This window comes from Pseudoalteromonas sp. MTN2-4 (assembly GCF_042848605.1).
Classification (GTDB): Bacteria; Pseudomonadota; Gammaproteobacteria; order Enterobacterales; family Alteromonadaceae; genus Pseudoalteromonas.
In genome coordinates this window covers 505,636-518,790 of the sequence record NZ_BTGK01000001.1, presented here as the reverse complement: position 1 = coordinate 518,790, position 13,155 = coordinate 505,636, and the positions used below count along the sequence as shown (strand labels likewise).

The window sequence follows — 13,155 nt, the reverse complement described above, 5'->3', positions numbered from 1 at the left end:
TTACAGTCTACTTTTACTTTCAAGGTAAAAAACTTTACAATGCGGCGCAATTATCGACATCAGCAGTTTGGATCTCTAGCCCCTTTGATATACCCAATGACAAACCCAATATCGCATCACATTTCAGATCTGACGAAAATCTTTGATGGCCTGTTTTCTATGGCGTACAACACGCGCTTAATAAAAGGTGAGCATGAGCCGATTTATCTACCTGAAAATGCCGACACCTCATACAACCAAGTGGTTTTTGCCCATGGCTTTTATGCCAGTGCGCTGCACGAAATTGCCCATTGGTTAGTGGCAGGAGAGCGTCGCCGTGAACTTGAAGATTATGGATATTGGTATTGTCCTGACGGTCGAAGTGCAGAGCAACAACATGAGTTTGAAAAAGTAGAAATTAAACCGCAGGCCATTGAGTGGGCCCTAAGCGCAGCTGCCGGGTTTGATTTTAATGTGTCGGTCGACAATTTAAATGGTGAGCAAACCTGTCGTTTTAGCTTTCAAAAGCGCGTACAGGCGCAAGTGTTCGAGCTATTAGAAAAGGGCTTTAACATTCGCACCGAAGAGTTATTAAAAGCACTGAGTGACTTTTATAAAACCCCATGGCCGTTAACTGCAGCGCAGTTTGATTGGCAGTGCCCAGAGGAGTTTTTGGATGCAGTTTAAACTAGGATTGATCATTAACCCAGTTGCCGGATTGGGTGGCAGTGTAGCGCTAAAAGGCAGTGATGGCAGTGATACCGCAGCCAAGGCGATGGCATTAGGTGCTGAGCCCAAAGCCAATGCTCGAACGGCATTAGCCCTTGAACAACTAAAAGAAAACCAAGCAAACATCCATGTTTATACCGTCAATGGTGAAATGGGCGAGCGACTGGCTAAAGAAATGGGCTTTGAGACGTATGTGGCTTATCAAAGTGCCACTCCGACAACCCCTGAAGACACTGAAGCAGCTGCAAAAGCGCTGTTAGCCGAAGGTGTTGATATGATCCTATTCGCAGGGGGCGATGGCACTGCGCGTAATATTTGTGCTGCCGTTGATGACTCAATTCCTGTTTTAGGTGTACCGGCAGGGTGCAAAATTCACTCTGGCGTATATGCAATTACACCAAAAGCAGCTGGCCGAGTCGTTGATATGCTTGTAAAAGGCGAGCTTGTCACCTTAGGTGAAGCCGACGTGATGGACATTGACGAAGAGGCATTTCGTCAAGGTACAGTAAAAGCGAAACGCTACGGTGAAATGCAAGTACCTAGCGAGTTGCGCTATGTGCAAAGCGTTAAAAATGGCGGTAAAGAGAGCGATGAATTGGTGCTTGCCGATATTGCAGCTTTCGTGATCAGCGAGATGGAAGATGACGAGCAATATATCATGGGCTCAGGCTCAACAGTTGCAGCGGTTATGGAAGAGCTTGGCCTTGAGAACACCTTATTAGGCGTAGACCTTATCTGTGATCATGAGCTTATTGGTCAAGACATGATCGCCGCAGATTTATTGACTGCCGCAGAAAAAATGCCAACCAAATTAGTGATCACTTTGATAGGTGGGCAAGGTCACATTTTTGGTCGTGGTAATCAGCAATTAAGCCCAGCGCTTATTCGCAAAATTGGCAAAGAGAATATTATGGTTATTGCGACAAAAACCAAGCTGCAAGCGCTAAATGGCAGACCGCTTATCGCCGATACAGGTGATGAAGCATTAGATCAAGAATTAAGTGGTTACATTAAAGTGATCACAGGCTATAACGACCATGTGATGTATGCCGTTGGCCATGAAGAATTAAACTAGGAGATAAGATGTTATTTCAACAATACGTAGAGTCAGCGCAGCAGTTTTTTGATGATTTGGTAGACAGAGCCAGTGACGATGAACTATTCGCTGGTGGCTACCTGCGTGGTCACTTTGACTTGGCTGTCGGTTACGCACAGGTTGAGGGTGAAGATTTAACACCTGAAGAGCTAAACGAGCAAATCGAAAAAAGTTTGGTCAAAGCGTATCGCAATGGCGAACTCACAGAAGATGACAAAACCCATGTGGTTAATATCTGGGAGCAAGTTAAAGAGTTGGCTTAGCGGCTACTCCATTTAACTAATCGCTAGACAGTCATGGTGGAATGCAACCTAGTTGTCTAGATATTTGAAGGCTTGAATAAAAAGAGTACATTCAGCTTGATTATTCAAGCCACTGCATTATTTCTACTCATGTTGTGGTGCAACAGTTACTAAAGTAAAACACTAAACAATTGTAAATTGAGCCTTAGTTATCCCCTCTTAAATAAATGAATCAACGTTTCGAACTATCTAGACTGTTGTCATAATATGTCATTTTGAAACCTTGCAAGACAATAAATTTGTTACTCTTCGTACTTTCCTTAGCTGAGTAGAGCATGGAGTAGTCTCTCTTCAAAAAGGCTAATTCATATTGTAGTAAGCATTAACTCTTGAACGGAAAAGAAGCTGACATGGTCATTAAAAACATAGAGTTCGACAACGACATAAGGAATTTAGTGTTTAAGCTCACTGCTTTTCAAAGTTGATATCTAAGCCATAGTCAGTATCAATAAATAATTGATTCTATTATATGTATTTGATCTGAGCATGCTCGCTAGAAATCTCAACTGCAAGTGTAAAAATATCAGCTCAAGTTCGGCTAAAAACGCAATCAAGTTTTGATAGTAGTGAAGACTTTAAAAGTAGCTTTAGCGCAAAGTCTTAATAACTTACTAACATGTTAAAAAGGGTAGTTGTAATTGATGTGAAGGGTTGAATGAAAACTACAAGAGCACGAAAGCCTATCGATGAGAAGGCTTTGACATAGTTAAAAAGTAATCAGGCTAAGTTAAATTCATACAAGTCACTTAGCCTGATTATTGAAAGGTAATTAAGCATATTATCTAATCTTTACTTACATCAACTACCCCTGTTTTTGAATCATATTTAAGCTTTAATGCGTTATTATTATTCAATGTAAAAGTACATACCCCTTGTTTTGCACCCGTTATTTTGAATGCCCCGTCAGCTGTTGAGTAATACCATTTGGTGTCACCATTTGACTTTTTGCGACCTGCACCAGAGCGGTTAAGTACATATTTTTCGTCTAACAAATTATTCCAAAGTCTCGCACAGCGATTTGAGTTTGGATATTTTGTTTTTTTATTGTGTTTATTTAAACGGTCTTTACTTTCTACCAAAAAGCCATCTTTGTTAAAGTTGAACGAGCCGTCTTTAAACCCAGCCACATTCGCAGCTGCACCGCCTAGTTGATTCGCATCCCAATATGATTTTGCATCATCAATCGCTTGTTGAAATTCGTCTGCGATGGTTAAAAGAGGGTTTCCACAATGCGTTACAAAGGTTAAATCTGCGATGTTGCGAGGTCCTTCCATAACAAACTGGGCTTCGGCTGTTTGTGGGTTTATAGCGTATATTTTGGCATTTTCTCCAGCGTTCCTTGCAGACACATACATTGTTCCGTCTTCCGCTGTAGCAATACCTGAAGGCCAATTGAGGTTGTGCTCGCCAATTTTATCTAGCTGCATATTGCTCTGGTCAAGCGTATACAATGACTTGGCATTAATGACATAAACTGTATTTCCATCGAGTGAATAAGTAATGTCACCATGTTTAAAGTCATCCCAATTTGCGTCGTTAGTCTGCATTTTGCCAAGCACTGTCTTTGCGCCAGTATTAATGTCAAATTGATACATGTAGGTTTGACTGGTCGCTAAAATGAAATCGGCAGATGACATGACTGAGCGTTTAATCGGGTAACTGGTTGTATCTGCAATTTCTGTTGTTTCACCAGAAGACAGGTCATATTGATAAATTTTAGACGCATTGGTCTCACTGTCTAAACGTTTAAACATAATGAGTGTGTCGTTGTTTGCTGCAAGGTTACTCACTGCTATTGCAGAATCTGCGAGTGGGCTGTAAGTTTTATTAGTTAAATCAATATGGTAAAGGCTACTTTGACCCGCTTCAGCTTTTCTATCAATCGCAAAGAGACCATCAAGACAGGACTGATCCGCGTTGACATGGGTTGCAACCGCTATCAGTAAAAGTGTGCTCGGTTTAAACGCCTTATTAGTAAGATTTTTGATCATAATGGGTACCTCTCATTTCTTGCTTTTGATAAAGCAAAATTTGCACCAGCATTGCTTTTTTGTAAATTATTGAATTTAATGGGTAAAAGTTGTTTTTTGATGTGTTATTTTTTTATTTTTTGCATAGTGCAATGCATACCAAAAATACATACTTGAATTTTTTAATTTTGTGGTCATATTTGGAATGCGATCAACCCGGTTAATTATCTACTTAGGCATCAAAATTTAGACTGTTTTAATAAAATAAAACAAGATTTCTATTGATTCTTTAAAAGCCTATAAAAGTATGTTTTTGATTTAATGAAGTGGTTTAGATTAACTTGATGGCAAGTCAAAATAAAAAAGCCACCAACTTTCGAGGATGACTTTGATAACTCAAAGGGAAACTGTTGAATTAATCTCTTTTCTCTGTTGTTGATGCATTCTCATGCCAGTATTGCCAATGCATGTGCGCTTTGTCTGCCTTTAAATGCTTAGGTTGCAGATAATCTTTATATGTGTAGCGATAAAACTGACGTGGTTTTTTTGGATCCTTTCTCGCTTTATTTTTTGTTTGCTCGGCTTTGTGTGCTTGCAACCAAGTTTTGAATTCAGCGCCATATTTTTCACCAGACTCATCTAGCAGCTTTTTATAGCCATCGAAGAAGTCGGTACGTAAGAAGTGCGCTAGCTTTAAATAATCTTCACGGTGCTTTTCAAACATAAAGCGTACGGCCAAATAGCTCCATTTATAAACGCGGTCTTGTCCATCTTTATATTCAGTGTCGAACACCTCTTGTAGACTCGGCCAGTCTTTCTCATCAAGCTCAAACGCTTTTTTAAATGCACGTGGATTATTGTCGCCTTCAGCAATATATTCTGCTAAGCCCTCAGACCACCAAACCATGTTGCTTGGGAAATGGTTAAACGTGTCGTACTTATTGAAGCGGCCATCTAAATAATGCACAAACTCGTGATTTAGATTCCATACCGCAAACTTAGGGCGCACCCAAAAGTGCTCGAAAGTATAGAAGGTTGCGATGTTATCAGGGTCTTGGGTTGTGCCTTCGATATACATGCCGCCATTGTCAGTGTGAATATCAAAGATAAGTTGGCCCCAGCGGTTGTACTCGGCGTGGTTATCAAAGATCACAATACGAAGTTGGTCGTTGAAATCATTCGCTACAGGTTGGCGTTGCGTTGCGAGTTTCTCATGGAAGGTATCCACTTGCTCGTTTAAGCGCTGACATGAATCATTCAGCTCTTTTTTGCTCATCGCTTGCGCTAAAATGTAAGCACTTTTTGAGCACTCATGCTTAATCGGCAATACATCGGCAATTTTAGGTTCAATACAACGACCTTTTAACGGCGCTTCACTACACTCTGACTTACCTCTAAACGACGTTACCACATACGGAATGCTGTAAAGGGCCTGCTTTTCGGGTTCTGAAAGCGTGTTGTCTTTGCCAAGCGCTTGCCATACTTGGTTGTCGAGCTGCTCTAGTTTGGCTTCAACAGGTAAACTGGTTTTATCATCGTTTAAGCTCTTTTGGGCTTCTTCGTCTAGGGTGTAGTATTCGTTCCAATACTGCGTGACGTATAAGTTGTAATGCTGTGCCAATGCCCATAATGCATGTTGCTTAGGCCAGTCATCTCCCTCTCGCATTGCATTTTTGCTGCTAATAAAATTAACTAATGCGGTTTGTAAAAGACTTTGTTGTTGAACAGCATCCGAAAATGCTTCTTTGTTTTTACGTCTTGCTTCATAAGACAGTACTGCACCGGCTCTAAGCACTTCCCACATCGCGTAATCGACGACTTTGCCGTAATCTGTATTGCCTTGAGGCAACGCACTTTCACCGTAAAGCGTTACAAGCTGAGAGAGTGGCTGAATATGCTCGGCAGTTTTACTTTGTAGTGCTTCATTAAAGTATAAGCGAAATAGCGCAGTGGCGTAGTTTTCATGAATGCGAGCAACCGTCTCGTCGATAGTGTAAAAGTCACTATGCTCAACGATAGCAAGTAATGCTTGGTTTAATGATTCAGCAGTGCCTGCTTGCCAGTCTTTGGCAGGACCAAAGCTACTAAAAATACGCAGGTAATAAGTTAAACGTTCTAATTTTTGGCTTGTTAAGCCATATAGTTTTACTTCTTCACGAATGGCTTCTGAAACCGCGAGCAATAAACCGGCTTGGTGATGATCAAATTGTGTGTTCCATAAGTCATCAAGTTCGGCGCTAACAATGTTTTGCACTAAAGCTTTGGCCTCATCGCTCACTACAATTACTATAGGGGTTGCTGGTTCATCTGATGTGTTTTTGGTATCAAGGGTATTACAGCCAATAAGGCCAAGTGCGACACTGGTCGCTAATGCAAGTGCTCTTATTTTCATTGTTATCTGCTCAACAGTAAATATTGAATACAATATACATATTTTTATAGTAGTAGGAAACCTTGTTGGGATAAAACAGCTAAAGCATTGCTTAAATGAGTTCAATTTATGGAAGAGAAAAGGGCAGAGCTAACTAGATTGCCAGCTCTAACATCATGAAATAGTTAGCTTTTAAAAACTACCCAAACTTCTCCTGAAAATAATCTTCAACATCTTCTTTGATGTCTTGGTAGTCATCTTCTTCTAATTCGAGCGCATTAAGCACTTTGTCTTTAATAAACGGCCAGTCAGGATCGGCAATAAAGCGTTTCTGCGTATGCACAAGGTTTTCGGCCATCTTTAGCGTCGCGAGGGTCATGTGCTCTTCGTCTGTGTGCTTTTCAGTGAAATACTCAGCATCGTGATGGCGTAAAATAAGCTGACAAGTGCTCTTTGGCAGGTGCCAACTGCTTGCTAAGAAATACCCAATCACCGCATGGTTGGTTTTGTAGGCTTCTTCTTCATGCTGCACTAGGTTTTTATCATAATCTCGATTAGCGGCGCCGAGTACTTTTACATAGTCGTTATACTTTACGGCAAGCGCAGGAATGCCGGCATCATGGAATAACCCAAGCATATGTAGGTTTTCGGTCGGTACTTTGGATTTTATCTTCTTGCCAATTAATGTTGCAACATCAGCAATTTCTGTCGCCGTATCCCAAAAGCGCTCAAGTTTAATACAGCAGCTTTTTTGATCGAATGCTTGTTTTAGCAAGAAACCGCTAACAAGTGTGGCAATACTGTTTAAACCTAAAAACATCACTGCTTGGCGAATATCAGTAATGGTTCTAGCAAGGCCATAACTCGGAGAGTTAATCACTTTTAATACCGCCGCTGAAGTCGCAACATCGGTTGAGATTAAATTTGCGATGTCATTTAAATCTGGCTCTGGATCTTTGAGCGTTTGCTGAAGCTGAGTCAGTAGTTCTGGTTTAGGAGGAAGATTAAAACCAGATTTAATGTCTTTAAGCACTGAATCATCAATATCTATCATGGTAAGTCGGATCCTTTTAATGATTTGTGCGTATTGTAGTGGAATTCTTATTCTTAAATATTGCGATAACGCAAAAAAATAATTTTATGGTTATTAACTAAGCGGATCGTATGGCCTTTGGGGACGTTATCTTGCTTGAGAGTAGCAATCTAAGTTAAGGTTAAGTAATTTTGTTTTATTGGATGAAAGCATGACTCAACAAGCGAATACGGCTCAGCCAACCGGTGCTGTGGCCAAGTTTCTTAATGGCATTGAGCGGGTAGGTAATAAACTGCCAGATCCAGCCATTATCTTTTTATCTGCCATGTTACTTATATGGTTACTCTCTTGGTTATTTTCAAGTACGACTTTCGATGCAATCGATCCGCGTACTGGCGAAGCAATCGTTGTACACAACCTGTTAAGCGGTGATGCCCTGGCAGGTTTCTTAGCCTCAATGGTTAAAACTTTCACAGGCTTCGCACCATTAGGTGTAGTGCTAGTAGCTATGTTAGGTGTGGGTGTTGCTGAGCACTCAGGCTATATCAATGCTGGCTTAAAAATGATGCTTAAGCGCACGCCGCAGGCATTACTAACGCCGTCAATTATTTTAATCGCGATCGTGAGCCACACAGCCACTGATGCAGGTTATGTATTGGTTATTCCAATTGCGGGTGTAATTTACTATGCCATGGGCCGCCACCCTCTAGCGGGTATCGCAGCCGCATTTGCAGGTGTAAGTGGTGGCTTCAGTGCTAACTTCGTACCGTCTGGTATTGACCCATTACTACAAAGCTTCACGCAAAGCTCTGCACAAATCATCGACCCAACGATTGCGGTAAACCCACTAAACAACTGGTTCTTCACCTCAGCGTCGAGCGTATTTATCATCCTACTTGGTTGGTACATTACTGATAAAATCATTGAGCCTCGTTTACAGGCTACTAAAGTAGATGGCGATACTGACAACCTACCTTCTTTTGATGAAGTCACTTCTAAAGAGCGTAAAGCATTCTTGGTTGCATCTTCAGTGATGATTGCGGGTCTTGCATTATTAGCTTATGCATCAAGCGGTGAAGACTCAGCACTTCGTAGTCCGAATGGGTCACTGACTGATTTTAGTGCACCGCTTATGCAATCAATTGTGCCACTTATCTTCTTACTATTTTGGATCCCTGGTGCCATCTTTGGTTTCATGGTTGGTACTTTTAAGTCATCGAAAGACATGATTGATGCCATGAGTAAAGCAATGGGCAGCATGGCTTACTACATTGTTATGGCGTTCTTCTGTGCTTTGTTTATCTCTGCATTCAGCCAGTCAAACCTAGGGGCATTATTGGCAATTGAGGGTGCGCAAGTACTTAAAGCTCTTGCTTTACCAAGCTACATCACAGTGATTGGTATTATTTTCTTAACTGCTTTTGTTAACTTATTTGTTGGCTCAAGCTCTGCAAAGTGGGCGTTACTTGGTCCAATCTTTGTGCCAATGTTAATGCAACTGGGTATTTCACCAGATTTAAGCCAAGCGGCTTACCGTGTTGGTGACTCAAGCTCAAATATCATTACACCGCTGATGCCATACTTCCCGCTGGTGGTTGTATACTGTCAGAAGTATGTGAAAGACACAGGTATCGGTACATTGATTGCGATGATGCTACCTTACTCTATTGCTTTCTTAATTGGTTGGAGTTTGTTCTTATTGGCATACTGGGGTCTTGGTATTCCACTAGGTCTGCAATCAAGCTATACCTACCCTGGTTAAAGTTTAAGAGCCATATAAAACGCGCCAATAGGCGCGTTTTATATGGCGTGATTTTAATCTAGAAATGCCAAACTACATGAAGTTGTGGTGAAGACTCTGTAACATTTTTACCAAGCTTGTTATGCCACCATTGCCACTCAACGCCAAGCATAAGTTGTTTTTCTTTGCCCATTAAAGCATGGCCTATATCCCAGCGCACCGCAGGCTGAGCTAAGATCCAACCTTTTACATCACTACCAAATTCATCTTCACGGCTGGCTATGTATTCCACGTGACCGGTGAAATAAAATTTATGTTCAGCAATATTAAATGGCATACCCCAAGCAACATCGAACATCCAGCTGTCGGTTTGAGAAGGCGCGCCGCCTTTTGCAACGCCTTCACTGCCATCAATGTATGCCGTTAAAGTCGTTGAGAGAAAATCAAAGCCTGATACTTTCCAGTTTAATTTAACGCCAGGTAGATACTTAATCACTTTCGCATCGCCAGACACGTTAATACCTGCCACAAAGCTGGCACTTTGCATTGCTGAGTTTGTACTAGGTTGCCATGCTTTTGGCATCAAAAAGCTAGAATACCACTCGCCATAAAAGTCGTTGTTATTAAAGCCGTCATCTAAATCATCCTTCGTAAAGTCGATAAAAAAGAAGTTATCACCATAATCATAACCAGATGCATGCTGGAAAGAATAAATTTGTGTTTGTGCACTTCGATGACTAAATGGGTTCTTTACATCGCCAGAGTTAAAGTGAAATTGCGTGTCGCTCCAATTCGCTGCAGTAGAAGAAAAAGAACTACATAGTGCGAGAGAGGCTAATAAGCGGATGTTTTGATTCATGATAAATTATTTGCAGAGGGTAGATATTGTGAATTATATACCCAAATTACTTCAAGTGACGAGGTTCAGCGAGAATTGATTGGCTTTAAGACAAGAAATCTATTTGATGATTTGGCGGTTCTAATTGAGGGACTAAAACTGGCGCTAACTTCTTTGAAAATTTCTTATTTAGAGCAACTAAATAGCAAAATTTCCGCCTCGTTATCGACAAGTTTTACTTACCTCAAAATAGGCCGCTTCATTAAGAGGGTTGTTATAAGAAGCGCTCTGAACATTGTTTTTGAGGTATTTTAGGTATACATATAGCCCCAAAGAAATTGGGGCTATAAATCAAGAAAAGTTGTTTTATTCGTCTTTATGCTTTATTTCTGCGCAAGCAGATAACTGCGATGGCGGTGAATGCCAAAATAAAGCAATAGAAGGACGATGTTGAGACATCCCATGGACTGATCTTGAAGGTCGCGCCAAGTAATAGTGCTTGCGCACCATAAGGTAATGATCCTTGCATTACACAAGCAAAAATATCGAGTAAGCTTGCTGAGCGTTTCGCTGAGATTCTTCCGTCTTCAGCTAGCTTCTTAGCAACTGGACCTGCAACAATGATGCTTACGGTATTGTTAGCAATACACAGGTTAGAGGTCAGTACCAGTGCAGCAATACCTAATTGATCAGCCACTTTACGGTGAAACTTTGCGATAAACGCCGTTAAACCTTGGATCTTATGTGCCAGATAATCAAGACCGCCGTTCACTCGGATAAACTCAGACAGGCCGCCAATGAACATCGACAGCAAGAAGATCTCTTGCATATCGCTGAAGCCTTTATAAACGTCCTTAGCGAAACTGCCGACTTCATAGTTGGCTGTAAAGCCCATCGCTGCAGCGAAAATAATACCACTAAATAGCACCACGAATACATTTAGACCCGCAACAGCCAGCACTAAAATAAACGCATAAGGTAGCACTAACAACCAATCAAAGTCTTTGGTTTCTACAGCCTGTGGTTCAGGAGTTAGGAAAGTCAGTAGGGCGATAGTCAGGATAGCTGCAGGGATGGCAATCTTTAAGTTTTCTTTAAACTTATCTTTCATTTCACAGCCCTGCGTACGCGTTGCAGCAATGGTGGTGTCAGAAATAATAGATAAGTTATCACCAAACATCGCACCTGAAACTATGGTGCCCGCCATAAGCGCTGGGTCGATACCAGTTTTAAGTGATACGGCATACGCAATCGGACCGATGGCACCTATGGTACCCATTGATGTGCCCATCGCAGTTGAAACTACGGCAGCAATTAAAAATAGACCTGGTAGTAACATTGAAGGTGGAATAAGCGATAAACCGGCATTTACAACCGCATCAACACCACCGGTTGCACCAGCAACTGCAGAAAACGCACCTGCTAGCAGGTAAATTAAACACATGGTGATGATATTTGAATGACCTGCGCCTTTTATAAAGGTTTCTACACTGTCATTGATGGGTTTGCGGTTAACCCAAAATGCGATAACGATGGCAGGTAATATTGCTACAGGCGCAGGCAACTGGTAGAACGCATAATCTACGCCTTGCGATTGTAGGTATAAGCCTGCACCTAAAAAGAGTGCCACAAAGGTTAGTAAAGGCAGTAGCGACAACTTGGCTGCTAACTTGTTTACAGACGCCTGCATGTAAACCTCATATTAAGAATTAGTTATTTTTATTATGCAGCCATTGTTCACACAATTGCGTACATAATTCAAGGGTAAATAAAGGATGTGTGAATGTATAGATGGCTAGATGTTTTGTCAAACTTAATCCAAGAATTATGTTGTTTGATTAAATTTTTTTAAAAAAAGACGTATTGTTTATATGTATTACTGTCATAAACAAAAGAATTGATTTAACTGAATTTAAAAAGGCTGTTTTTCTTGCTTTTATCTGTAGGAATATCTTCGTAATCAGAGCTTAAATTGCAATGAGTCAAGACTTTATTAGGAGAAGATTATTGTATTATTTTCATTAAATGATAATGCAAATAATAATTGATCTTATTTGTGTTTGGTGTATCCTTGCCGCCTCATATATCACTGTTGAGACAAAGGAAAATGATTTACGACAGCATACTTTCATGTGTTGGAAATACACCAACTGTGAAACTTAAAAAGTTATTCCCCCAGCAAGAGCACACGGTTTTAGCGAAGCTAGAAATGTTAAACCCTGGCGGCAGTATTAAAGACAGACCTGCCAAGTTTATGGTTGAGCAAGGTATGAAAAGAGGGGAGATAACACCCTACAGCCATATAATTGAAAGTTCATCTGGTAATTTAGCTATTGCGCTAGCCATGATTTGTCAACAGCACTCACTGCCATTTACAGCCGTTGTCGATCCAAAGATCTCGCCAACAAATTTAAAGTTATTAGAGATTTACGGTGCGAATATTGTTCAAGTCACAAAGAAAGATGAAAACAATGGGTATTTAGCTACACGTATCGATACTGTTAAGCGTTTAGTTAAAGAAACCCCTAATGCTGTTTGGATTAACCAATACGCTAATCCCGATAATTGGCGCAGCCATTATTACGGTGAGGCTGAAGAGATCGTCAACAGTATGGAAAGTAATATCGATTACTTGGTCGTTGGCGCGAGTACCTCAGGTACCTTGATGGGTGTAGCCCGCAGGCTAAAAGAGACAAATCCAAACCTAAAAGTTGTTGCTGTAGATATTAAAGGCTCTGTTTTATTTGGCGGTCATTCTGGCCCAAGAGAGTTGCCTGGAATTGGAGCCAGCAGAGTCCCTGAATTATTAGATGCAAGTGAAGTCGATGAGGTGATTTACGTCGACGATTATGAATCAGCATTAGCATGCCGCCAGTTAGTAAAAGAAGAAAGCATTTTTGCTGGTGGCTCAAGTGGTTCAGCAATAGCAGCCATAAAGAAATTATTACCTCACATTCCAAAACATAGCGTTGTATTAACCCTTTTTGCCGATAGAGGCGACCGATACTTAGATTTGGTCTATGACCAAACTTGGTTCGATATGGTAAAGCAACGCCACTTATCAACTCCCTCTTTACAATCAATCGTCTAATTAAG

At 41.0% G+C, this 13,155-nt stretch carries 10 protein-coding genes; 5 read left to right on the top strand and 5 right to left on the bottom strand.

Features of this window, described 5'->3' with window-relative positions; genetic code table 11:
- The first annotated feature begins 96 nt into the window (after positions 1-96).
- The 3 genes from ACGHEH_RS02430 to ACGHEH_RS02420 are packed head-to-tail and all read left to right on the top strand — an operon-like array spanning position 97 to position 2,067.
- A complete protein-coding gene (locus tag ACGHEH_RS02430) occupies positions 97-666 on the top strand; it encodes an elongation factor P hydroxylase (protein ID WP_390441524.1) in 570 nt (189 codons plus the stop codon).
- Positions 656-1,783 (top strand): ATP-NAD kinase family protein, encoded by a 1,128-nt coding sequence (locus tag ACGHEH_RS02425; protein WP_349286443.1) that lies wholly within the window; start codon positions 656-658, stop codon positions 1,781-1,783. The genes ACGHEH_RS02430 and ACGHEH_RS02425 overlap by 11 nt, the downstream gene beginning before the upstream one ends.
- 8 nt (positions 1,784-1,791) lie before the next feature.
- Entirely contained in the window at positions 1,792-2,067 is a 276-nt protein-coding gene (locus ACGHEH_RS02420) for a YfcL family protein (protein WP_390441522.1), read from the top strand.
- 821 nt (positions 2,068-2,888) lie between these two features.
- Here the strand turns inward: ACGHEH_RS02420 and ACGHEH_RS02415 are convergent.
- The 3 genes from ACGHEH_RS02415 to ACGHEH_RS02405 all read right to left on the bottom strand — a co-directional run bounded on the left by ACGHEH_RS02415 (position 2,889) and on the right by ACGHEH_RS02405 (position 7,501).
- Complete coding sequence (locus ACGHEH_RS02415; RefSeq protein ID WP_349286441.1) at positions 2,889-4,097, bottom strand: beta-propeller fold lactonase family protein; 1,209 nt, start codon at positions 4,095-4,097, stop codon at positions 2,889-2,891.
- 394 nt (positions 4,098-4,491) lie between these two features.
- Positions 4,492-6,468, bottom strand: coding sequence for a collagenase (locus tag ACGHEH_RS02410; RefSeq protein ID WP_390441520.1), 1,977 nt, complete (start codon positions 6,466-6,468; stop codon positions 4,492-4,494).
- Positions 6,469-6,646: 178 nt separating this feature from the next.
- Positions 6,647-7,501, bottom strand: coding sequence for an HDOD domain-containing protein (locus tag ACGHEH_RS02405; RefSeq protein WP_349286439.1), 855 nt, complete (start codon positions 7,499-7,501; stop codon positions 6,647-6,649).
- 190 nt (positions 7,502-7,691) lie between these two features.
- Here ACGHEH_RS02405 and ACGHEH_RS02400 point away from each other — a divergent pair, with 190 nt between their 5' ends.
- Positions 7,692-9,242 carry an AbgT family transporter gene (locus ACGHEH_RS02400; protein ID WP_390441517.1) on the top strand — a complete coding sequence of 517 codons (1,551 nt, stop codon included), beginning with the start codon at positions 7,692-7,694 and terminating at the stop codon, positions 9,240-9,242.
- A gap of 58 nt (positions 9,243-9,300) precedes the next feature.
- Here ACGHEH_RS02400 and ACGHEH_RS02395 read toward each other — a convergent pair whose 3' ends face one another.
- Positions 9,301-10,080: a nucleoside-binding protein gene (locus ACGHEH_RS02395; RefSeq protein ID WP_390441515.1), complete on the bottom strand. Its 780-nt coding sequence runs from the start codon at positions 10,078-10,080 to the stop codon at positions 9,301-9,303.
- Positions 10,081-10,435: 355 nt separating this feature from the next.
- Positions 10,436-11,749: a Na+/H+ antiporter NhaC family protein gene (locus tag ACGHEH_RS02390; RefSeq protein WP_390441512.1), complete on the bottom strand. Its 1,314-nt coding sequence runs from the start codon at positions 11,747-11,749 to the stop codon at positions 10,436-10,438.
- 417 nt (positions 11,750-12,166) lie between these two features.
- On the opposite strand from ACGHEH_RS02390, the gene sbnA reads away from it, so the two are divergent.
- Positions 12,167-13,150, top strand: a complete 984-nt coding sequence (gene sbnA, locus ACGHEH_RS02385) for a 2,3-diaminopropionate biosynthesis protein SbnA (protein WP_390441509.1) — start codon at positions 12,167-12,169, stop codon at positions 13,148-13,150.
- The last annotated feature ends 5 nt before the right edge of the window (positions 13,151-13,155 follow it).